Source organism: Endozoicomonas sp. 2B-B (assembly GCF_053470045.1).
Genome location: NZ_JBLZMU010000001.1, coordinates 5,047,077 through 5,073,460 on the forward strand (window position 1 = coordinate 5,047,077; position 26,384 = coordinate 5,073,460).

4 protein-coding genes are annotated in these 26,384 nt (G+C 47.8%); all 4 read left to right on the plus strand.

Annotation, left to right across the window (positions count from 1 at the left end; translation table 11 throughout):
- The first annotated feature begins 25 nt into the window (after positions 1-25).
- Positions 26-10,120: a hypothetical protein gene (locus tag ACOMHB_RS18960; protein WP_448217791.1), complete on the plus strand. Its 10,095-nt coding sequence runs from the start codon at positions 26-28 to the stop codon at positions 10,118-10,120.
- 161 nt (positions 10,121-10,281) lie between these two features.
- Positions 10,282-14,949: a hypothetical protein gene (locus ACOMHB_RS18965; RefSeq protein ID WP_448217792.1), complete on the plus strand. Its 4,668-nt coding sequence runs from the start codon at positions 10,282-10,284 to the stop codon at positions 14,947-14,949.
- 200 nt (positions 14,950-15,149) lie between these two features.
- The gene (locus tag ACOMHB_RS18970) at positions 15,150-21,476 is read left to right on the plus strand and encodes a hypothetical protein (protein WP_448217793.1); all 6,327 of its coding nucleotides are present in this window, start codon (positions 15,150-15,152) and stop codon (positions 21,474-21,476) included.
- A gap of 117 nt (positions 21,477-21,593) precedes the next feature.
- The gene (locus tag ACOMHB_RS18975; RefSeq protein ID WP_448217794.1) at positions 21,594-26,282 is read left to right on the plus strand and encodes a hypothetical protein; all 4,689 of its coding nucleotides are present in this window, start codon (positions 21,594-21,596) and stop codon (positions 26,280-26,282) included.
- Positions 26,283-26,384 lie beyond the last annotated feature (102 nt).

The following is a 26,384-nucleotide window of genomic DNA, read 5'->3' on the forward strand; positions in this document are numbered from 1 at the left end:
AAAGTACCAACTCTGAGGTAGTAGAATGACAAATGCCCGCCCCAATGCATTAAGCCTTGCAGTAGCCATTGCCCTCAGCTCTTCCATCATCAGTACACAGGCAATAACCGAGCGCAAGCTGCAGACAAAATCTCTTGATATCTCTAACGAAGGACATTTGTCGTTTACACAGAGTCTGGTCAGTGTTCAGCCAACTTTAGCGGGTGACCAGCAACCAATACCCAAATCCTTTACCACTACTTACCTTGATCAGACTCAAGACAGAGAAGGCTATGCGGTTCCCTCTGAGGGTTTTACAGACATTCTTTCTGCCGTTAGTGCTGACGTCACCAGTGTTGATCTGTTTGAAACAGGCGAGAATGACATTGCTCAGAAATACACCAAAGTCCTGAAGGTAGGCGATGAGGAAGTCTTCAGGTTCACCCATAGCCTTGAAGAAACGAAACTGATCATTGAAGTCAGAGCCGGAATGACCGACCAGGAGACCGTTGACGCTGTTCGTGATCAATTAACGGTCAAACCGTCATTAGAACCCTCAACGAAAATAGCCAGACCCGAACAACTGCATGCAGTCCTGGAAGGTGCCGATGACAGAGCAGGAGACCTCGGCACAAGCAACTACTATGTTGCCCTCGCCACCATTAAAGTAGAACCCGTTGAAGTGAATGGGCGAACGTTTATGCGTCTCATCGCTTCGGGCGATCAACCCCCTGAACTGAACCGCCTTACTCAATCGCTCTTTGTCAATGATGAAGCGCTTCTGGCCGCAGCCACCTCGGCCTACATCCAGGTTCATGTCCTGAAAGAGGAGTTGCAACAGGAAGCTCTTGATAGACTGCTGGCACTGAGCAAACCCGTCGGATATGTTATGCAAAGAGAAGATTCCACAAGGGTTTACCCTGCGCCTTCGGGTTATCCAAAGCTGGTACCCAGTCATACTCTGGAAGATACTATTGTCTTCTATAGTCAGAAACTGAATCCAGCCGATGTCGCTTTTGTAGAAAACCTCTATAAACTTCTGGCAGAAGCTGAGCCTGATGGCCTCACTCACGCAACAACAAAGGTTAAAACATATAAGGTCAAAAGCTACCAGCATGTTATTCGAAGCAGGCAGTGGGCACTGCTGGAGGAGTTGGCTGCCCAGGGCAATACTGAATTCAGCAAGGATAAACTGACTTCGCTTGCATACTATGAATCTCTCCGGCAGGCATTATACAGCGCCAGGCCTTATAGAACGGATGAATTTGAACTCACATTAGAACATCTCAAAGTCACTTCATCAGTCCTCACGCCAACCTGGATACATTATCAACTGGTAAGACACTTCGGTTTCCGTAGCGCAATGAAAACTCTTCTGACTGACCAGCGCTTTATTCAGAGTATGGAGGAATTGATACCCTTTATCAGAGTTATCCACAAAGTGCAGGTCGATGGAGATGAAGAGTTTGCTGCCAAAGTCGTGAAAGGCATGTCAGCGCAGATGATTAATACCTATAACAAAATAGAGGCGCTGCGGACAAAAGAAGGCGAGTACAACAGGCTTCTAAAACACCTGGAGGACAATGCAAAGGAAAAACTCAGAGCCCTTGAACTCAAACATGAGCTTGCGCAGAAGGCTGAAGATGAGCTTGCGCAGAGTCGTAAAGCGCTGGAAGAACTGCGAAACCGGTCACAGAAACTGCAGCAGGAAGTCGAACGAATTCCGGCATTGGAAAAACAAGTTCTTGATGCCAGGGCAGACGCCTCAAAAGTATACAACAGTCAACTGGCAAAGGAGCTTGGTATTGAGAACTGGGATTATACCCAGCCAACCGAAGAACAAGCCAGAATAATCATAAATAAAATTGATGAAATCAACCAAATGGTGGCGGCAACAGGAAAAGCTGATTTTTATAAACAGGCTATACGTATGGAAATGGCAGCCATTGAAACCATTTTCCAAATTACTCCGGCCGATAAAGACGATCTGGATGCCCGCTTCAGTTCCATTTACGAGCAGTTGCTACAAAAGTCAGAGCCAGCCTTTAAGGGGGCTCAACAGGCACTGGCTATGGCAGAAGATAAGCTCGGCCTGACAGCGGATAACAAAGAAGACCTTATAGCCCGCTTCCGTAGCATTCTCGAACTTCTCAGGCAGATGGGGCGCGAGTCCGCTCAACAACTTTTTCAGGATCAACAGGAGCAGGAAGAACAGAAAAACCAGTTACAGAAACTTCAGCAGGAAGCCAAACGAATTCCAGAGCTGGAACAAAAGGTTCATGATGCCAGAACAGATGCCACAAAAGACCGCAACGCTCAAACGGCAGCAGAGCTTGGTATTGAGAACTGGGACGATACCCTGCCACTGGAAGAACAAGCCAGACTCATCAGAAAAAAAATTCAGGCAATCAAACCATCGGTTGCCGCAACAGAAGAGCCTGATGAAGAAACTGTAAAAGCAAAACCGCCGGGCACTGGCAACAAACGTCGCATTATTTTGGTCAGTGAAGACCAGCTGCAAACCCTTATGCTCACCCGCGAGCAGCTGCAACAAAATCCGGAACAACCCGACGAGGACTTTCGGGAAAAACTGTCTAACCTGGAAGACCAGCTCGGCTTGGTCCCGAATAAAGAAGAGGACCTGGAAGCCCGTCATCAGAACATTCTGAAACACCTTGAGCAAAAGACATTTGATGCCTATCAACGAGAGCAGAAAGAACGAAAAAAACGCTTAGAGATGCTTCTGCAGATAGGAGAGGAAAACCAGTTAGAGAAACTTGTGCAGAAAGCCGGTAGGGTTCCAGAGCTGGAAAAGGAACTTCTTACTGTCAAGAGATATGCCAGAAAAATTCGCTGCGCCCAGAGAGCAGCAAAGCTTGGTATTGATGACTGGGATGAAGCCCGGCCACTCGAAGAACAACGCAGACTCATAGAAGAAAAAATTAATGACATATACAGATCAATGGCCGCAACAGGCCATCCTGATGAAGAAACTGTAACAGCAGAACCGGCGGCCATTGGTGGCAGGCGTGTTATTGCTTCGGTCAATAAAAACAATCCGGCGATCCTTCTGTTCATTCAAAAGGAGCTGCAACAAAACACCAAACTATCCGATGAGGAAGTGCAGGAAAAACTGACTATCTTTGAAAGTCATCTCGGCCTGGTTCCGGAAAACAATGATGACCTTGAAGCCCGTCATCGGGCCATTCAGCAACACCTCAAGCAGCAGGCACCCGAGATTGTTCAACAACCCCTTCTGATCACCCACGAGCAGCGGCAACAAAATCCGGAACAACCCGACGAGGACTTTCAGGAAAAACTGTCTGACCTGGAAGACCAGCTCGGCTTGGTCCCGAATAAAGAAGAGGACCTGGAAGCCCGTCACCAGAACATTCTGAAGCACCTTGAACAAAAGGCATTTGATGTCAATCAAAGAGAGCTGAAAGAACGGAAAAACCGGTTGGAGAAGCTTCTGAAGACTGGAGTAGAGAAACTTGTGCATAAAGCCGATACGGTCCCAGAGCTGCAAAAGCAACTTCTTACTGTCAGGAGAATTGCCAGGAACACTAACTACGCTCATACAGCAGCAAGGCTTGGTATTCATGACTGGGACGATACCCTGCCACTCGAAGAACAACAAAGACTCATAGAAGAAGAAATTAATGATATATACAGATCAATGGCCGCAACAGGTCAGCCTGATGAAGAAGCCGCAACGGGAGAGCCAGCGGCCATTAGTGGCAGGCGTGGGATTGCTTCGGTCAATAAAAACAATCCGGCCACCCTTCTGCTCATTCAACAGCGGCTGCAAGGAAACACCAAACTGACCGATGAGGAAGTTCGGGAAAAACTGACTATCTTCGAAGATCATCTCGGCCTGGTTCCGGAAAACAATGATGACCTCAAAGCCCGTCACCGGACCATTCAACAGCACCTCAAGCAGCAGATAACCGAGATCGTTCAACAACCTTTTCAGAATCAACAGCAACAGGAAGACAAACGAATTTCAGAGCTGAAACGACAAGTACTCACTGCCAGAGCAGTTGCCACAAAAGTTCGCAACGCTCAACTGGCCGCAGAGCTTGGTATGGAGGACTGGGATGATACCCAGTCACCCGAAGAACAAGCCAGGCTCATTAGAGAAAAAGTTAATGAAATGAAACCATCGGTTGTCACAACAGCTCAGTCTGATGAAGAAACTATAGAGGCGGAACCGTCGGCCATGCAGATAGGAGAGGAAAACCAGTTAGAGAAGCTTGTGCAGAAAGCCGATATGGTTCCAGAGCTGCAAAAGCAAATTCTTACTGTCAGGAGAATTGCCAGGCAGGCTAATTACGCTCATACAGCAGCAAGGCTTGGTATTGATGACTGGAATGAACTCCTGCCACTCGAAGAACAACACAGACTCATAGAAGAAAAAATTAATGACATATACAGATCAATGGCCGCAACAGGTCAGCCTGATGAAGAAGCTGTAACGACAGAACCTGCGGCCATTAGTGGCAGGCGTGGGATTGCTTCGGTCAATAAAAACAATCCGGCCACCCTTCTGCTCATTCAAAAGCGGCTGCAAGGAAACACCGAACTGGCCGATGAGGAAGTTCGGGAAAAACTGACTGCCTTTGAAAGTCATCTCGGTCTGGTTCCGGAAAACAATGATGACCTTAAAGCTCGTCACCAGGCCATTCAGCAACACCTGAAGCAGCAGGTAACAGAGACTGCTCAACAACCTTTTCAGAATCAACACCAACAGGAAGACAAACGAATCTCAGAGCTGGAACAACAAATACTCACTGCCAGAGCCGATGCCACAAAAGTTCGCAACGCGCAACTGGCAGCAGAGCTTGGTATGGATGACTGGGATGATAGCCAGTCATCCGAAGAACAAGCCAGGCTCATTAGAGAAAAAATTAATGAAATAAAACCATCGGTTGCCACAACAGGACAGTCTGATGAAGAAGCTGTAAAAGCAAAACCGCCGACCATTAGCCAAAAGCGCGGCATTACTTCGGTCGATGAAGAAGATCCGGCTGCCCTTCATTTCACTCCACGGCGACAGCGCCTGGAACAAAACGAAGAACTACCCTATCCGGAAATTCTGGAAAGACTGACTTTCTTTGAAAATAAACTCGGCCTGGTTCCGGAAAACGAAGATGACCCTGAAGTCCGCCTCCTGAGCCTGCATCAGGGCATTCAGAAGGAGTCACGCAGGGCTTATCTGCAACATGTTGAGAACCAGGAAGAACTGGCAAAACGGAGAAACTGGCTAAAGTTTCTTCAGGATGAAGTTAATCGAATTTCAATACCGAAAAAAGAAGCCCCTGAGTCAATGGAGGAAAACAGAAAAAATTACAACATTCAGTTGGCAGCAGCGCTCGAAATTGATGACTGGGATGATACCCAGCCACTGGAACAACAAGACAGCCTCATTAGACAGAAAATTCGTGGTCTCAAGCAACCGGCGACCGTAGCTCAGATTACCGCATCATCAATGACCCCGACAACGATTGCCCCAACACCGGTTATCGCAACATCATTGGTGACTGCAACATTATCGGTGACCACAACGAATGCCGCAACCGCACAAACTCCGCAAGAAGCTTTCAAAGAAACTCTGGCGGCCATTGAAAGCAGGCACAATATTACTCCAGACGACGAAAATGATCTGCTTGCCCGCTGTCAGTTTGTGCAACAGTACCTGCAGCAAAAACATGCAGAATTAGCCGATTTTAGCGAAGTCAAGAATAAACTGGCCTGGATTGAAGGTCAGCTCGGCCTGACCCCTGGTATCGAAAGAGACCCGGAAGTTCGCTGTCAGACCATTAGGCAACACCTTGGGGAGCAGAATGCCCAAATCGCTCAACAACAGCAGTTTCTTCAGCAACAGAGCATAGGCACAGAGGCTGAAATAGAAGCTGAAATCAAAGCCCGCTATGCAACCATTGCCGCACATTTAAACATTGAGAATTTTGATAGCAATGCAGATATTGGCGATCAACAAAAACATCTGCTTCAAGAACTCAAGAAACTAAATCTTCAACAGGATCTGCTTCTTTCAAAACGGAAACCACAATTCCCTGATACCAGAGAAGAGGACTATGGAGATGTTGCCGGTATATCGGTTACCGTAAAATCCATTGCCTCAAGACCGGTTAGCGCAACGCCGGTTGCGACAGCTTCGATTGCCCCAACACCCGTTAGCGCAATGCCAGTTGCAACGGCTTCTATTGTCTCAACACCCGTTAGCGCAATGCCGCTTGCAACAGCTTCCATTGCCTCAACACCCGTCAGCGCAACGCCGTTTGCAACAGCTTCCATTGCCTCAACAGCACACTATCAGGAAGAAAAATTAAAGAAAAAACTGCCTGCCATTGCAAGCTGGTACGATTTTACTTCAGACAATGAACCGGAAGTCCTTCATAAATCCGTTAAACGAGACATTAAGCAGCGGTTAGCCCGGATCACTCAACAAAAGCAACATCTTCAGCAAAATCTTCAGCAACTTCTTCAGCAACAGAGCACTGGGACAAGCGCTGAAAAAGAAGCTGAAATAAAAGCCCGCTTTGCAACCATTGCTGAACATTCAAACATTGAGGGTTTTGATAGCCATGCAAATATTGACGTTCAACAAGAACTCCTGATTCAAAAATTTGAGGAAATAAATGCCCGGGAGCAAGATCTGCGTCAACAACTTTATGCAATGGCCAATCAACAGGATATAGAGCATTCTTACACCCTGGCCAGAAAAGATGCTCTGGCAGCGGTTATTGGTTTAGATCAGGTTCCTGAAGATCGTGCCGCCCTGGAGTTAATAGTTCATGACAAGCTCTCCCAGCTTGGAGAGCTGGAACAAGAACTGGAAGACATCAGAACACCAGGCCATCCAAAAGCCATGTCTGAAGTATTGAGAACACTTCGTGCCGCAGAAAAAGTACTGAAGAATGAACGCCTCACTAAGGAGCAAGATGTGTATTTGCGTCGCCTGTACATTTCTGCAGACATGAGGGCATTCATCAGAGAAGCCAGAAAGCACTCAGAGAATAAGGCCCTGATGACACTGAGTTATCTGGAAAACTTACTCAACATCAAAGCCGATGAAGATGATCACAAGGCAGCAAGACTGAAGAGCGTTCTTACAAGGCTTGATGATGGTGATATCTCCAATTATCAGCTGGATCAGATGGACATGAACCTCTGGCCGGAAATTGACAGGTCGCGGGAAAATCTGGAGCAGGTGAGAATGGATCTCAGACTCTTATGTATTCGTGATCGTCTTATCTTTATAGTCAAAGAATCGGATAAGCGAGCCATAGAAAAACAGGCAGAGTACCTTGTTGCTCTGGAGAAAGAGCTCAATATCGATCCTGATAAAAACCCTGCTGCAAAAGCAAGAGGCAAAACTTTCCTGGCCAAACTGGCCACTGATCTGCAGATAGAGTTTTATGACGACGATTCAAAACTGTCTAAACAGTACGCACTGAGAAGCAGAATTCAGAAATTAAGGGTAGAAGTAAACGAAATCCATGACGATGAAGGTGTCAGAAGGATCAAAAACAATAAAATTGCTGAGCAACTTGATATTAAGGACTATGGAGATGATGCCGGTATAGACGAACAAAATAGTCTGATTGAGGCAAAACTTGAGCAGCTGGAGGCAGAATTTTTCAAAGCGGTCCAGCTTGACGTTAATGAGCGTATCGCAGCTATCGATGATGCGCTTGACAGGCAAATGGCTCGCCTGGGACCTAAACCCCGCTACGTTCTTGATCGTGATGTTGCCATGGCCAGGCGAGCAATACTGGCAGCTGAAACCAAGCTGGAATGGCTTCATCGTAAGCTGAATGATCTTCCACGCAAAAAATTGGCCGTTATGATTGCCAATGACGTTCACCCTGTTCCGGATGAAAACGACGAAGCTGCCGCAAAAAATCTGAACACCCGGATAAAAGATGACCTCGGATCACTGGCAGAGATTCAGGAACAGGCTCGCCTGGAAGGTGAAATTGAAACCCAAAAAGCAGACATTGTGAAACTGAAGGAAGCCCTGAATACTGCAGAAAAAGCCGTCATAGGTGATGGCGGTCCCTTCCAGTACTCCCCGGATCAGGAAAAAGTTCTGAACGCCATCCACAAATTCACGAAGCAGCACCCTCTCAAAAAACGAGCTCTGGAAGCCGCAATTGGCCTGACAGAAGCAGCGATAGAGCGTGGCAAGGCAATACCATTCTTTACGAGTTTCGATTTTAACGATGAATTTGCAGCCATTCACCTGCAGGCAATGATCGGAGACAAACTGACGTTTGAACAGGCCGGTCGGATTGTGGAAATTTTCAATGACCTGAAGGCCACCTTCCCGGAATCCCCATCCGGGTCTGTAGAAGATCAACCCCGGAATGTGCTGAAAGAAATCGAGATTCTGACGGACAGGGCCAGGATGCACTTAGAAGCCGGGGCCCGACAATACGACGTCGAAATTCGCGGCATGGGCTTAGCAGGCATTCACTACGTCGAGCAAGAATCAAAGGACCTGAAAAGCTTCTCGGAATACTTCGCTACCCGTTCTGCCAGCGGTAACAAGATCATTGCTCTGCTGCGTGAAGGTCTGATCAGCAAGATTGAGCTTGAGAATTACATGAAAGCTGTCAAAGGTGTTGATGGCTATCAGACAGTGGATGAATTTGAACACTTCCTTGGCCACAAACACGGCATCAGGGTGTCTGACTTCAAAGCCGTTGTCCAGATGCTGTCCGACCAGGGTGTTGAAGAACTCATACAGAGTGCCTTTACTCCTGTATCCGTGACTGCAACTGGCCCGGCGGGGATGAAAGAATCGGTTACCGGTATGACAGAGTACGCAGCGGCTGTCATCGCCAACTACGTTCTTGATGATATTGCCTTTGACAATGGCCGCAGGACGGCAGCCTTCCTGAGCAATATTCAGGATACCCTGACACCCTATGCCAATGCTGTCGGGATGTCTGAATCAGAGCTGATCAGGATTGTCCATCACACATTGATGCAGGCTCACTCCGCAGCGGTTGAGCAGAAACTCAATGATTACTGGGTCAAACCTTCAGCCTTCCTGGTACAGGCTGTCACCTGGTACTACTCCAGCTACAAACCTCTTCTGGCAACTCATAGCGACTGGCAGGCTGCCCAACTGTCCCTTGCAAACATGTCATTCCTCTATCTTCTGGATCTGACCAACAGAGGTGATTACCTGCACAGAATGCTCACACCTTTCCAGCACTGGCTGGAACGCTACGGTGTTGATCTTGACCGAACCGGCCAATATGCCTATCACAGCGGCATTGAACAAATCTCTGAAGTGGGCGGGCTGGCCATGCCACTGGGCAAAGCCGCTTCTTCAGTCATTCTGTTGAAAACCGGCTCTGCGCTGTTTACCAGACAGTACAATGCCAACCCCCGCAGCTATCGCAGCCTTTCCCGTCTGGTGCCGGAAATAGTGAAATCCATGGGTTCCGGACAAGGGGTTCAGGTACCGCTGCTAAACAGTGTGACACCACAAAAAGTAAAAACGCTGGCCTCTGCCACAGCTGGTCTGGTGCTGGGTCCGGTGGCCACTGTCGGAGCATACGCCCACGGACTTCTATCCGGTTTCACCTATGCTCAAACCTTCGGCTTCGCTCTGGCGTCGGGTCTCACTTTCGACTTCTTTATGAACGACAACAAGATGCTCACTCAATGGCTGGGTGGACCTCTGGGCCGTAGCCTTGACAGGATTAATCGCTGGCGCGGCGGCGGTGAAACCCAGGATGAATATGTGAAACGTACCGCCATTGCCACACCTCAACGCTATAGTGAAACCGATGAAGAGTACGCAAACCGCGTTAAAGCAAATAACACGATGTATGGCTGGACTCGACACGAAAACTATCTGCAGTTCCGTGAACGCCGGGATCGCACCATGAAGATGTTCGACAATAGCTGGGAGAAATACTTCAAGGAAAATGTGCCCAAATGGTCATTCTCCCACGCAGAAAGTATTCCTTACTCCTACACTCTGGGTGCCTTATTTGAGTCAGGGACTGCGGCGCCTGAGGCCGCCTCCACAGCTATGAAAGCAGCACTGGCTGATCACGAGTTTGATAAAGGTAAAAATACCCGCGACGAACTTTGATATCAGAAACCAGTACAAAACTCCAACAACGCGTTCTCACGCTTTTAGGCCCTGTGGCTGCGTGGGAATGCATACCTCTCCAGAAAATCGGACTCTGCAGCAGATTCTCTCAACGGCTTATCGAAACAGCCATCAGCGACTGACAGCTCTGAGGTAGTAGCATGATCAATACTTGCCCCAATGCATTACGACTAGCAGTGGCCGTTGCCATCAGCTCTTCCATCATTACTACAGACGCACGTGCCGAGCGCAGTCTGCAGACAAAATCCGTCGATATTTCGAACAATGGATATAGTGTGTTTACCCAGAGTCTGGTCAAGGTTCAGCCAACTTTAGGGGATGACCAGCAGCCAATACCCAAATCTTTTACCACCATCTACCCTGACCAGACTCCAGTCAGAGAAGGTTTCAGGGTTCCTTCAGATGACTTTACAGACGTTTTTTCCGGCGTCAGTACTCTTGTCTCCATTGTTGATCTGTTTGAAACAGGCGAGAATAACGTTGCTCAAAAATACACCAAAGTACTGAAGGTGGGTGATGAAGCCGTCTTCAAGTTCACCCATAGCCTTGAAGAAAAGGAACTGGTCATTGAAGTCAGGGGCGGGATAACCGATCAGGTTACCGTTGACACTGTAAGTGATCAATTGGCTTGCATCTCATCATTAGAACCCTCAACGAAATTAGCCAGACCCGAACATCTTTATATAGTGCTGGAAGCTGCCAATGACAGAGCAGGAAACCTGGGCACAAGCGATCACTATGTTGCCCTTGCCACCATTAAAGTAGAACAAGTTGAAGTGAATGGGCGTACATTCATGCTTCTTATCTCAGGGGGTGATCAGCCACCTGAACTGAAGCGTCTGGGTCAATCACTCTTTGTCAATGATGAAGCTCTCCTTGTTGCAGCCACTTCTGCCTATATCCAGGTTCATGTTCTGAAAGAGGAATTACAACAGGAGTCTCTTAATAATCTGATGGCACACAGCAAACCCGTCGGATATGTTGTACACGCCGAGGATAACCCGGAGCTTTATCCTGTGCCTGCGGGTTATCCAAAGCTGGAAGCAGTGCAAGCGCGGGAAGACATTATTGTTTTTCATGGTCTGACGCAGAATCCAGCCGATGTCGCTTTTGTAGAAAACCTCTACAAACTCCTGAAAGAAGCTGGGGCTAAAGACCCAGCTCAGACAGTATCAACTAAGGTTAAAAAATATAATGTCAAAAGCTACCAGCATATTATTCGTAGCAGGCAGATGATACTGCTGGAGGAGTTAGCTGCACAGCACGATGCTGAATTCAGTAGAGATAAACTGATTTTGCTTGCATACTATGAATCTCTCCAGCTGGCATTAAGCAGTGCTACGCCAAGTAGCGCCTATGAATTTGAATTCACATCAGGACACTTCAAAGTAACTTCGTCTGTCGTCACGTCAACCTGGATGCATTATCAATTGGTAAAATACTTCGGCTTCAAACGCACACTTAAAAATCTTCTGACTGACCAGCGATTTATTAAGAATATGGAGAAAGTGATACCCATTCTAAGCGATATCGACAAAGCACAGGCCGATACTGGTGACGACGAGAAGTTTGCTGCCAAAGTCATGGAAGACATGTCCAGGCTTCTGAGTGTGACCTATAAAAACATAGATGAGCTGCGGGAAAAAGAAGGCGAATTTAATCGTATTCTAAACCATTTAAAGTGCATAGGTGAGATAGAAACTGGCTTTGAAAGGGAAAAACTCAGAGCACTTAAACTCAAGCAACAAGCTGAGGATGAGCATGCACAGACTCGTAAAGTGCTGGAAGAACTGCAAAACCAGTCACAAAAAATGCTGCAAGAGGTCGAACGAATAGCGCTGGAACAACAAGTTCGTGATGCCAGAGAAAAAGTCACAACAATTCACAACACTGAGCTGGCTGAAGAGCTTGGTATTGATAACTGGGATGATACCCAGCCACCAGAAGAGCAAGCCTCACGCATCAGAGAGCGAATTAATAAAATCTTCACAGCAGCTGCCGCAACAGGACAGCCTGAAAAAGACACCGTAAGAACAAATCTGGCCGCTATTGAAGGCCAACTCGGTATTGTTCCAGATAATGAAAACGATCTGGATGCCCGCTTTCAATCCATTCAACAGCACCTGCAACAACACCTGCAACAACAAGAAAAATTAACTCATAAAGAAGTCTGGAACAGACTGACTAACTTTGAAGGTCAGCAACATCTTCAGCATATACAAAAGCTGGAAAAACAAAAAAACCGGTTGCAGGAATTTAAGCAGAAAGTTGATCATATGCCAACGCTGAGAGAAAAAGTCCGTGCCCCCCTATTAATAACCATGGAAGATTACAACTTTCAACTGGCAGATGAGCTTGGTATTGAATTGGATGTGTTCGAGTTACCTGAAGAGCAGGCCAGACTCGTCAGCAAAAAAATTCGTAAAATCAGCAAATCGGAGCAGCCTCAGAAAGAGGCTGTAAAAAAAATACTGGCGTCCATTGAAAGCGAGCATGGTATTACTCCAAAAAATGAAAATGATCTGGCTGGCCGCCTTGAGACTATTCAGCAGGAACTGCGATATCAACTGCAAGAAGAGACAGATCTGATCGACAATAGAATCCACTACGACCTGGCTGACATTGAAGGTCAATTCGGCCTGGTTCCGGATAACGTAAATGACCTGGAATACCGTCAATACACTCTTCAACAGCATCTGAAGCAGCAGATAGCCGAGGTCGGGCAAGAATATCATCGGCAACTGAACATCAGAACAGAAGCTGAAAAAATAGCTGCAACCAAAGCACGCTTTGCAACCATTGCCACACATTTAAACATTCAGGATTTTGATAGCGATGAAGATATTGACGTTCAGCAGGAACGCCTGCTTGAAAAAATCCAGACCATGGAGGCTCAACAAAAAATCCTGTTTCAGAGAGTTGAGGCATTAAATGATCAACAGGATATAGAGAATTCTTACATCCGGGGCCAGCAAAAAGCCGAACATGAAGTACTTGAGACACTCAGTGCAGTAGAAGAAGCGAGGGCTGCAAAGAAAGCCGTCAAGAATGATAGCGGTCCCTTCCAGCTCTCGCCAAGACAGAAGCACATTCTGTACATTATGGGCCACATCGTACAGCAGCACCCTCTTAAGAAACAAGCCCTTGAGGACGCAATGGGTCTGGCAGAGCTGGCAGTAGAGAGCGGTAAGGAAATACCCGACCTTACGACGTTGGAATTTGACGATGAATTGGCACCGATCCGCCTGCAGGCAATGATCGGAGAAGGCCTGATCAGCAAGATTGAACTTGAGAACTACATAAAGGCCGCCCGGGCTGTCGATGGTTATCAGACTGTGGCTGAATTTGAACACTTCCTTGGCTACAGACACGGCGTCAAGCTGCCTCACTTCAAGAGCGTTGTCCAGTTGCTGTCTGACGAGGGTGTTGAGGTGTTCACAAAGAGTGCCTTTACTCCTGTAACCGTGACGGCGACTGGCCCAGCGGGTATAACAGAGTCTCTTGACGGCATGAAAGAGTATGCAACGGCTGTCATTGCCAACTACGTTCTTGATGATATTGCCTTTGACAATGGCCACAGGACGGCAGCCCTCCTGACCAATATTCAGGATACCCTGAAACCCTATACCAATGCTGTCGGGATGTCTGGAACAGACCTGATCAATATTATTCATGACACATTGATGCAAGTTCATGCCGCAGCGGTTGAGCGACAGTTGTCGGATTACTGGGTCAAACCTTCAGCCTTCCTGGTACAGGCTGTCACCTGGTACTACTCCAGCTACAAACCGCTTCTGGTTGTTCATACCCACTGGCAAGCTGCCAATCTGTCCCTGGCAAACATGTCATTCCTCTATCTGCTGGATCTGACCAACAGAGGTGATTACCTGCACAGAATGCTCACACCTTTCCAGCACTGGCTGGAAAGCTACGGCATTGATCTTGACCGAACCGGCCAATATGCCTACCACAGCGGCATTGAACAAATCTCTGAAGTGGGCGGACTGGCCATGCCACTGGGCAAAGCCGCTTCATCAGTCATTCTGTTAAGAACCGGCTCTGCGCTGTTTGCCAGACAGTACAATGCCAACCCTCAAAGCTATCGCAGCCTTTCCCGTCTGGTGCCGGAAATAGTGAAATCCATGGGTTCCGGACAAGGGGTTCAGATGCCGTTGCTGAACAGTGTGACACCAGAAAAAGTAAAAACACTGGCCTCTGCCACAGCCGGTCTGGTGCTGGGTCCGGTAGCCACTGTTGGAGCATACGCCCACGGTCTTATATCCGGGTTCACCTATGCTCAAACCTTTGGCTTCGCTCTGGCGTCGGGTCTCACTTTCGACTTCTTTATGAACGACAACAAGATACTCACCCAATGGCTGGGTGGACCTCTGGGTCGTAGCCTTGACAGGATTAATCGCTGGCGGGGCGTCGGTGAAAGCCAGGATGAATATGTGAAACGTACCGCCATTGCTACACCTCAACGCTATGGTGAAACCGATGAAGAGTACGCAAACTGCGTTAAGAAAGACGACACTGTGTATGGCTGGACCCGAGACGAAAACTACCTGCAGTTCCGTGAACGTCGGGACCGCACTATGAAACTGTCTGAGAATAGCTGGGAGAAATACTTCAGGGAAAATGTGCCCAAATGGTCATTCTCCCACGCAGAAAGTATTCCTTATTCCTACACCCTGGGTGCCTTCTTTGAGTCAGGGACTGCAGCGCCCGAGCAACCCTCCGCAACCCCGAAAGCAGCACCGGTTGGGGGATGTATGCATTCCCACGCAGAGCAAGGGAACGAGTTGTAATTTCACTGGCAGTGAACTTTGCCACGAGAATTAAATTCGCTTAATGGCTAGCGGATTTACCACTGTGAACTAAATTATCTCAACAGCTTACCGGAGCGGCTATGAGCGTTAAAGAGCTATGAGCCTCTGTAAGTTGTTTCCTCGCCAGGTGTGGCAATCGCTTTTCACGATAACCAAAGCACCAACTCTGAGGTAGTAGAATGACAAATGTCCGCCCCAATGCATTAAGCCTTGCAGTAGCCATTGCCATCAGCTCTTCTATCATCAGTACACAGGCGCAAGCCGAGCGCAAGCTGCAGACAAAATCTCTTGATATTTCGAACAGTGAATTCGTGTCGTTTACCCAGAGTCTGGTCAGGGTTCAGCCAACTTTATCGGGTGACCAGCAACCAATACCCAAATCCTTTACCACTACTTACCCTGATCAGACTCAAGCCAGAGACGGCTATACGGTTCCCTCTGATGGTTTTACAGACATTCTTTCTGCCGTTAGTGCTGGCGTCTCCAGTGTTGATCTGTTTGAAACAGGCGAGAATGACATTGCTCAGAAATACACCAAAGTCCTGAAGGTGGGTGATGAGGAAGTCTTCAGGTTCACCCATAGCCTTGAAGAAACGAAACTGACCATTGAAGTCAGAGGCGGAATGACCGACCAGGACACCGTTGACGCTGTTCGTGATCAATTAACTGTCATACCGTCATTAGAACCCTTAACAAAAATAGCCAGACCCGAACAACTGTATGCAGTGCTGGAAGGTGCCGATGACAGAGCAGGAAACCTCGGCACAAGCGACCACTATGTTGCCCTTGCCACCATAAAAGTAGAACCCGTTGAAGTGAATGGACGAACATTTATGCGTCTTATCGCTTCGGGCGATCAGCCCCCTGAACTGAAGCGACTGGGTCAATCGCTCTTTGTCAATGATGAAACGCTTCTGGCCGCAGCTACCTCGGCCTATATCCAGGTTCATGTTCTGAAAGAAGAGTTACAACAAGAGGCTCTTGATAGACTGTTGGCACTGAGCAAACCCATCGGATATGTTGTGCACGAAGAAGATTGCACAAAGGTTTATCCTGCCCCTTCGGGTTATCCAAAGCTGGTACCTGGTCATACTCAGGAAGATACTATTGTTTTCTACAGTCAGAAACTGAATCCAGCCGATATCGCGTTTGTAGAAAACCTCTACAGCCTCCTGACAGAAACTGAGCCTGATGGCCTCACTCACGCAACAACAAAGGTTCAAAAATATAAGGTCAAAAGCTACCTGCATGTTATTCGAAGCAAGCAGTGGGCACTGCTGGAGGAATTAGCTGCCCGGAGCGATGCCGGATTTAGCAAGGATAAACTGACTTCGCTTGCATACTATGAAGCTCTCCAGCAAGCACTGGTCAGCGCTACGCCTCAGATAGCAGATAAATTTGAACTCACATTAGAACATCTCAAAGTCACTTCGTCAGTCATCACGCCAATCTGGATGCACTATCAACTGGTAAAATACTTCGGTTTCTGTGGCGCAACGAAAAGTCTTCTGACTGACCAGCGCTTTATTCAGAATATGGAGGAATTGATACACGTTATCAGAGATATCTACAAAGTTCAGGCCGATGCTCCCGGAGATGAAGAGTTTGCTTCAAGAGTACTGAAAGCCATGTCCCGGCAGATGTTGATTGACACCTATGACAAAATAGATGCGCTGCAGAAAATAGAAGGCGATTACATCAGGCCTATAAAACACTTGGAGCTCACAGCAGAGAAAGACAGGGACAGTGAAAGGGAAAAGCTCAGAGCACCTGAACTCAAGCAACAGACTGAGCATGGGCTTGCAAAAACTCGTAAAGCGCTGGAAGAACAGCAAAACCCGATACAGAAACAGCAGCAGGAAGCCAAACGATTTCCGTCGCGGGTACAACTAGTTACTGATGCCATGGAAAAAGCCACAAAAATTCGCAACGCTGAACTGGCCGAAGAGCTTGGTATTGGCAAATGGGATGATACCCAGACATCAGAGGAGCAAGCCTCACGCATCAGAGAGAGAATTCATAAAATCTTCAGTGCAGTTGCCGCAACGGGACAGCTTGAAGAAGACACTGTAAGAACAAATCTGGCCGCTATTGAAGGCCAGCTCGGTATTGTTCCAGATAATAAAAACGATCTCGATACCCGCTTTCAATCCATTCAACAGCACCTGCAACAACAGGAAAAACTCACCGATAAGGCCGCCTGGAACAGGCTGGCAAACATTGAAGGTCAGCACCGTAAGCAGCATCTTCGGCATCTGCAAAAGCTGGAAAAACAAAAAAACTGGCTACAGGAACTGAAGCAGAAAGTCGATCGAATTCCAGTGCTGAGAGAGGAACTTCGTGATCCCGTAATAGAAACCATAGAAAATTACAACGAGCAACTGGCAGATAAGCTCGGTATTGACAACTGGGTTGAGACCGAGCCAACAATGGCAGAACAAGCCACAATCATCAGAAAAGAAATTCATAAAATCAGCAAATCGGGACAGCTTCCGCAAGAGGGTTTAAAAGAAATACTGGCATCCATTGAAAGCAAGTACGATATTACTCCCAACAATGAAAACGATCTGGCTGCCCGCATTGAGTCCATTCAGCAGCAGCTGCAACAGGAACTGCAACAAAAGACAGAACTCATCGACGACTTAATCTGCACGAGACTGGCTAACTTTGAAGATCAGCTCGGCCTTCCGGATAACGATTATCACCTGGAATACCGGCAATATGCCCTTCAACAACACCTCAAGCAACGGATAGAACAGGTTGGGCAAGAACATCTTTTGCAACTGAGCATCAAAAGAAAAGCTGAAAAAATAGCTGCAACCAAAGCACGCTTTGCAACCATTGCCGCACATTTAAACATTGAGGATTTTGATCGCAATGCAGATATTGACGTTCAACAAGAACGCCTGCTTGAAAAAATCAAGACAATGGATGCTCAAAAAGAAATGCTGTTTCAGAGAGTTGAAACATTGAGTGATCAACAGGATATAGAGAATTTTTACACCCGGGCCAGAAAATGTGCTCTGGCAGCCGCTCTTGATATTGATCTGAGTGAAGACAATACACCAGAAGATCGCAGAACCCTGGAATCAACGGTCAATCTCAAGCTCTTCAGGCTTGCAGAGCTGAAAGAAGAAGTGAAAGAGTCCAGAACCCGGGGCCACCACAAAGCCAAACCTGAAGTACTCGAGACACTCAGAGCCGTAGAAGAAGCCCTTGAGATGAGCGACGTTGATGAAAACGATAGTGTGTATCTTCGTCGCGAGGACATTTCTGAAAACATGCAGGAATTCATCACAGAAGCCAGAGAGCGGGCGGAGGAAGAGGCCTTGGAAATACTGGAAGCCCTGGAACAAGTATTCGAGATCAAAAGCAATGAAGGTGATGACAATGCAGCAAGGCTTGCCAGAGTTCGAACAAGGCTTGATGGCGATCTTTCAGAGGTCATGCAGAATAAGATACATAGTATTGTCTGGCAAGAAGACAGCAGCCTTGTAAATATGAAGGATCTCAAACCCGAGAGCCTTGATACAGATATTACCCTTTCTTATCCAAAAAAAGGGGGGCCAGAATGGCTCGATATACTTCGCAGGCGTCTTACCTATAAAGTCGAAGAGGTGGATGAGCAAGCCAGTGAAATACAGACAAATTATCTTGCAGCTATAGAGAACAGGCTAAAGATCTACCCTCATGAAAACAATGCAGCTGAAGCAAGAAGCATGGTTTTCACTGCCAGGCTGGCCAGAGACCTGCAGGTAGAGTTTGCAAACGATGCCAACCTGCCTGATCGGAGGGATGCCCTGAGAGCCAGAATCAGCACATTATTGGATGAAGTGTACCAAGACTATGAAGACGAAGCGGCCAGAAGAGCCTGGAACAATGAAATCGCTCATCAACTCAACATTAAAGCCTATAAAGATGATGCCACTATCGACGATCAGGTCCGTCAGATTGATGCAAAACTCCGACAGCTGGATGATGAAGCTTTCAGTGCCGGTGAGCCTAACGTTCAAGAGCGTATTGCCGCCATTGAGGATAAGCTTGACAGGCAAATGGCCCGCCTGGGACCTGAACCCCGATATGTTCTTGATCTCAAGGTGACCAGAGCCAGACAAACAATGCAAGAAGCTGAAAGTGAGTTGGAAGCGGCTAATCAGGAACTGAATGCTATTCGTATCAAACACCTTGCATCTGCCGGAACCTTTGCTTTCCTGAAACATATCCCGGATGAAGCAGTTCCTGATATTATTGAAAAAACCGTGGCTGTTAAGCCGGAGTCCGCTGATACCAGTGAACGATGGGTTAAGGCCCTGAGAAACAAGCAGTTACAACTGGGCGGTGATGATGGCGCTGGCGGCGAGATCCGGCAACTGATTCAGAAACACGCCTTTCTGGAAGCAGAAATTGAAACCAGAAAAGCAGACTTTGAGGGAATGAAGGATGCCCTGAAGGCTGCCGAAAAAGCCGTCGAAAATGATGACGGCCCCTTCCAGTACACGCCGAGACAGGCCGATGTTCTGGAAGCTATCCACAAATGCATGCAACAACACCCTCTTAAACGACAGGCTCTGCAAGCCGCAATGGGTCTGGCAGAATCAGCAGCACAAAGCGGTAAGATAATGCCCTGTCTTACGACTTTCAATTTTGACGATGAATATGCGCCCATTCACTTGCAGGCACTGGTCGGAGATAAACTGACGTTTAAACAGACCAGTCGAATGGTGGAAGTCTTCAAGCACCTGAAGACGACCTTCCCGGAATCTTCTCACCAGCCTCTGGAAGAAGTCCAGACTCTGGTACACAGGGCCAGGAATGAGATGAATAAAGGGGCACAACAATACAACGACGAAATTGACGGCATAGGCTCGGCAGGCATTCACTATGTCGAGCATGAAACGGGGGATCTGGAAGGCTTCTCGGAATACTTCGCCAGCCATTCTGCCAGTGGTAACAAGATAATAGGTCTGCTGCGTGAAGGTCTGATCAACAAGGTTGAACTTGAAAACTACCTAAAGGCCATCAGAGGTGTTGATGGTTATCAGACAGTGGATGAGTTTGAACATTTCCTTGGTTATAAACAGGGTGTCAAGGTGCCCGAGTTCAGGAAGGTTATCCAGATGCTGTCCGATGAGGGTGCTGAGCAATTCATGGGGATTGCCATTACTCCTGTGACCATGACCGCAACTGGCCCGACAGCCATGAAAGAGTCTGTTGACAGCATGAAAGAGTACGCCGCTGCTGTCATCGCCAACTACGTTCTGGATGATATTGCCTTTGAAAATGGCCGCAGAATGGCAGCATTTCTGGCCAATGTTCAGGAGACCCTGACACCTTATGCCAACGCTGTCAGCCTGTCTGAGTCAGAACTGATCCAGGCTATTCATGACACATTGATGCAAGCTCATGCCGCAGCGGTTGAGCAGCAGCTCAATGATTACTGGGTCAAACCTTCTGCCTTTCTGGTACAGGCTGTCACCTGGTACTACTCCAGCTACAAACCACTGCTGGTGAACACTAACGCCCGGCGGGCTGCCGAGCTATCCCTCTCAAACGTGGCGTTCCTCTATCTGCTGGACCTCACCAACAGGGGTGATTACCTGCACAGAATGCTCACACCCTTCCAGCACTGGTTGGAACGTTATGGTGTTGATCCTGACCGAACCGGCCAATATGCCTACCACAGCGGCATTGAACAAGTCTCTGAAGTGGGCGGTTTGGCTATGCCATTGGGCAAGGCCGCTTCTTCAGTCATTCTGCTGAGAACCGGCTCCATGTTGTTTGCCAGACAATACAATGCCAATCTGCAGAGGTATCGCAGCATTTCCCGTCTGGTGCCTGAAATAGTGAAATCCATGGGTTCCGGGCAAGGAGTTCAGGTACCACTTCTGAACAGGGTGACACCACAAAAAGTAAAAACACTGGCCTCGACCACAGCCGCTCTGGTGCTGGGTCCGGTTGCCACTGTTGGAGCATACGCCCATGGCCTTATATCCGGATTCACTTATGCGCAAACTTTTGGATTCGCTTTGGCGTCGAGTCTCACTTTCGACTTCTTTATGAACGACAACAAGATGCTCACTCAATGGCTGGGTGGTCCCCTGGGCCGAAGTCTTGACAAATTTAACCGCTGGCGAGGCGCGGGTGAGTCTGACGATGAATATGTGAAACGCACGGCTATTGCCACGCCTCAATACTTCAGTGAAACCGATGAAGAGTACGCCTACCGTGTTAAAGCCAACAACACGATGTACGGCTGGACGCGACATGAAAATTATCTGCAATTCCGTGAACGCCGGGATCGCACCCTCAAACTGTTTGAGAATAGCTGGGAGAAATACTTCAGGGAAAATGTGCCTAAATGGTCGTTCTCCCATGCAGAAAGTATTCCTTACTCCTACACTCTGGGTGCCTTATTTGAGTCCACAACCGTAAAAGCAGCACCGGTTGGTCTTGAGGTCAAGAAATTCGATCTTGATAAAAATAAAAATACCCGCGACGAACTTTGATATCAGAAACCGCTAGAAAACTCTGGTTCCCGTGCTTTCAGGCCCTGTGGGTCCTTGCGTGGGAGCGGGTTGTTCACTTTTCACAGGAATCAAAGTAATCAGCTTCGAGGTAGTAGGATGAAAAATACCTGCCCCAATGCATTAAGCTTTGCAGTGGCCCTGGCAACCAGCTTTTCCATCATGAGTACAGAGGCACTGGCCGTTCGCAAACTTCAGACATACGCCTATATTCTGAACACTGGAGATTTTCAGTTTCCTCGAAGTGAGGTCATGGTTCAGCCAACTTTAGGTGATGACCGGCAGCCAATACCCAAATCTGTTACCACCAGCTACCCTTATGAGCCTCCACCTTCAAAATGTCACCCTCGTATCTCTCCCACTATAAGCTTTTCAGCAATTCTTTATGGTATTGGTGACGGCGTTTCCAGTGTTGATCAGTTTGAAACAGACGAGGGTGGCATTGCTCAGAAATATACCAAAGTTCTTAAGGTAGGTGATGAAGGAATCTTCAGGTTCATCCACAACCTTGAAGAAAAGGAACTGGTCATTGAAGTCAGAGGCGGAATGACCGATCAGGATTCAGTTGCGGTTGCTCGTGGTAAATTATTTTCTACATCATTAGAACCGTTAACGAAAATCGCCAGCCCCGCGCAACTGTCTGACGTTTTGAAAGCTGCCGTTGCAAGAGCAGGAAACCTCGGCTCAAGTGATCACTTCGTTGCCCTTGCCACCATTGAAGTTGAAAAAGTTGCAGTGAATGAGCGTACCTTCATGCGTCTTATCGCTTCGGGCGATCAGCCCCCAGAACTGCGACGCCTGGGTCAATCACTCTTTGTCAATGATGAAGCCCTCCTGGCGGCTGCTGCCTCTGCCTACATACAGGTTCATCTCATGAAAGAGGACTTACAACAGCAGGCGCTTAACGAACTTTTGCTACACAACAAACCCGTCGGCTATGTTGTACACGTCGAGGATGACACACAGGTTTATCCTGTGCCTAAGGGTTATCCAAAGTTGGAAATAACAGAAGCTCCGGGGGAGGATATTATTTTCCATGGTCAGATGCAGCGTCCGGATGACGTCGCTTTTGTAGAAAAACTCATCAAACTCTGGGTAGAAGCTGAGGTTAATAATCGCATAGTCATAACAGAGCTTCTCAGAAATAAGATCAAAAGCTACGAGTTCGTCATCCGAAGCAGGCAGATGGCACTGCTGGAGGAGATTGTTGCACGACACGATATCGGCGTTAACAAAGATCAACCGACGATGTTTTCTAACGAAGATAAACTGGCGGTGCGTTCCCTTGCAAATTACGAATCCCTCCAGCAGGTATTGGCGCTGGCTGCTCCAGATAAACCATATCGAACACGTCGTCGTCCATTTGAGTTAACACTGGAAGACATCACAGCCGTTTCATCAATCATCACGCCAACCCGGATGTATGAGCAACTCGAAAAACACTTTGGCTTCAAACCCGTAGTTAAAAATCTCCTGATGAACCCGCACTTTCTTCAGCATATTCGGAAAGTGATGCCCGTTAGCGGCGATATCAAACCAGCGCAGATCGATCCCGAAAAAGACGAAGAGTTTACTTCCAGAGTGATGACCGACATGGCCAGACAGCTGCTTGAATTATCCAGGAACCTGGAAGACTTGCGGGCAAGACATGCCACACCGGGCATGAGAACAGAAGCTGAAAAAACAGCTGCAACCAAAGCTCGTTTTGCAACCATTGCCGCACATTTGAACATTGAGGACTTTGATAGTGATACAGATATTGACGCTCAGCAAGATCGCCTTATTCAAAAACTGGAGACAATGAAAGCTGAAGCACAAGATCTGCGTCAACAAATCAATCCTATGACCTTCCGACTCATTGTGGAGGATTTACACACCGTTACCAGGAAACATGCTCTGGCTCAGGTACTTAGCATTAATCCAAACGACAACACCGCACTATCAGACCGTGAAGCCGTAGAGTCAGCAGTATATACCAAGCTTAACAAGCTTAAATTTCTGGACACATATCTGGATTACGTCAGAACAGATCACTCCGAAGTTATACCGGGAGTCCTTAAGACACTGAGTGACGTGGAAAAAGCCCTTCAGATGACTGTTCCCGATGAAAATGATGATGTCTACCTTCGTCGCCAGAGCATTTCTGAAGAGCTGCAGGATTTCATCGGAAAAGCCAGACAACGGGCTGAGGAAAAGGCTCTGGCGATACTGAAAGCCATAGAAGAAATACTCGATATCAAAGTCAATGAAGGGGATGACAAAACAACAAGACTTATCAGGGTTCGAAGAATGTTTGACGGCGATGACCTCACAGATCATAGGCTGGACAGGATAGATAATACCCTCTGGGCAGATGAAAACGCAGCTCTGAACGGAAAGGATCTCAAAGTCGCGAAGTTTCTTGCCTATCTTCACTATAAAATCGGAGGCCCTGACCCGGATAAGCGAGCCAGAGAACAACAGACAGATCCGCTGGCAGAAGTAGAAGAAGCACTCAACCTGGACTCCATTGAACGAAAGGACAGAGCAACAAGGCTTGCCATGGTGCTTAAAATGATTAACCACCCTGACGCCGGAGAATACCTGCTGGGTGAGGTAGACCAGGCACTCTGGAAAGAAGACAGCAAAGCGCTTGACGAGAGAGGTCTCAGACTCAGGAAGCTTGATGCGAGCCTCACTTATAAAGTCGAAGATCCGTACCATGATAAGCAGGTCAGAGAACAACAGGCAGGGTTCATTGCAGCCGTAGAGAACAAGCTGCATATCCATCCTCTTGATTACGTGGCTGTCATAAACAAAGTCAAGGCTTTCACAGCGAAACTGGCCAGTGATCTAAGGATGAACTTTGACGAGGATACCAGCCTGTCTGACCAGAAGGATGCTTTAATAGCCAGAATTCAGACATTTCGGGATGAAATCAACGAAGGCTATGAAGATGAAACAGCCAGAAGAGTACGGAACAATGAAGTGGCCCGTCAACTGAACATTAAAGACTATAACGATGATGACAGTATAGACGACCAAAATAGTCAAATTAAAGCAAAACTCCAACAACTGGACGACAAAGTTATCAAAGGGGTTCAGCCAGATGTTAATGTGCGTATCCTGATCATTGAGAAAGAGCTTGACAGGCATATGGCTTGCCTGGGACCCAAACCCCAATACGTTCGTGAGGTAGCCACAACCGGACAAATATTGGAAGAAGCTGAAAGTGAGCCGGAGACCATTCATCAAAAACCAGAGGGTGATGATGGTATTGTTGGTGTGCTGCGAGAAGGTCTGATCAGCAAGGTTGAACTGGAAAAGTACCTAAAGGCCATCATAGGTGTTGATGGTTATCAGACAGTGGCTGAGTTTGAACATTTCCCTGGTTATAAACAGGGTGTCAAGGTGCCCGAGTTCAGGAAGGTTATTCAAATGCTGTCCGATGAGGGTGCTGAGCAATTCATTGAGATTGCCATTACTCCTGTGATCGTGACCGCAACTGACCCGACGGGCATGAAAGAGTCTGTTGACGGCATGAAAGAGTATGCCGCTGCTGTCATCGCCAACTACGTTCTGGATGATATTGCCTTTGAAAATAGCCGCAGAACGGCAGTATTTCTGGCCAATGCTCAGGAGACCCTGTCACCTTATGCCAATGCTGTCGGCCTGCCCGAATCAGAACTGATCCAGGCTATTCATGACACATTGATGCAGGCTCATGCCGCTGCGGTTGAGCAGCAGCTCAATGATTACTGGGTCAAACCTTCAGCTTTTCTGGTACAGGCTGTCACCTGGTACTACTCCAGCTACAAACCACTGCTGGTGAACACTAACGCCCGGCGGGCTGCCGAGCTATCCCTGTCAAACATGGCGTTCCTCTATCTTCTGGATCTGACCAACAGGGGTGATTACCTCCACAGGATGCTTACACCTTTCCAGCACTGGTTGGAACGTTATGGTGTTGATCCTGACCGAACCGACCAATATGCCTTTCACAGCAGCATTGAACAAATCTCTGAGGTGGGTGGGCTGGCCATGCCATTGGGTAAGGCAGCGTCCTCAGTCATTCTGCTGAGAACCGGCGCTTTGTTGTTTGCCAGACAATACAATGCCAATCCGCAGAGGTATCGCAGCATTTCCCGTCTGGTGCCTGAAATAGTGAAATCCATGGGTTCCGGGCAAGGGGTTCAGGTGCCACTTCTGCACAGGGTGACACCGCAAACAGTTAAAACGCTGGCCTCCGCCACAGCTGCTCTGGTGCTGGGTCCGGTAGCCACTGTTGGAGCATACGCCCATGGCCTTATATCCGGATTCACTTATGCGCAAACCTTTGGTTTCGCTCTGGCGTCGAGTCTCACTTTCGACTTCTTTATGAACGACAACAAGATGCTCACTCAATGGCTGGGTGGCCCTCTGGGCCGAAGTCTTGACAGGATTAACCGCTGGCGAGGCGTGGCTGAGTCTGACGATGACTATGTGAAACGCACGGCTATTGCCACACCTCAATACTTCAGTGAAACCGATAAAGAGTATGCCTACCGTTTTAAAGCCAACAACACGATGTATGGCTGGACACGACATGAAAATTATCTGCAGTTCCGTGAACGCCGGGATCGCACCCTCAAACTGTCTGAGAATAGCTGGGAGAAATACTTCGGGGAAAATGTACCTAAATGGTCGTTCTCCCATGCAGAAAGTATTCCTTACTCTTGCACTCTGGGTGCTTTCTTCGGGTCCGGGACTGCAGCGCCTGGGCAACCCCGGGCAACCGTAAAAGCAGCACCGGTTGGTCTTAAGAAGTGAGTCACAGCGTGGGAACGAGTTCCGGACATTGAACTTTGCCACTGAGAATTAAATTCGCTCAACAGCTTAGCGGATCTGCCAGTGTGAACTAAATTCTCTCAA

What these genes read in the sequence shown, in the direction of transcription:
- ACOMHB_RS18960 (WP_448217791.1), top strand. Translation starts at nt 26, where the DNA reads ATGACAAATGCCCGCCCCAATGCATTAAGCCTTGCAGTAGCCATTGCC.
- ACOMHB_RS18965 (WP_448217792.1), top strand. Translation starts at nt 10,282, where the DNA reads ATGATCAATACTTGCCCCAATGCATTACGACTAGCAGTGGCCGTTGCC.
- ACOMHB_RS18970 (WP_448217793.1), top strand. Translation starts at nt 15,150, where the DNA reads ATGACAAATGTCCGCCCCAATGCATTAAGCCTTGCAGTAGCCATTGCC.
- ACOMHB_RS18975 (WP_448217794.1), top strand. Translation starts at nt 21,594, where the DNA reads ATGAAAAATACCTGCCCCAATGCATTAAGCTTTGCAGTGGCCCTGGCA.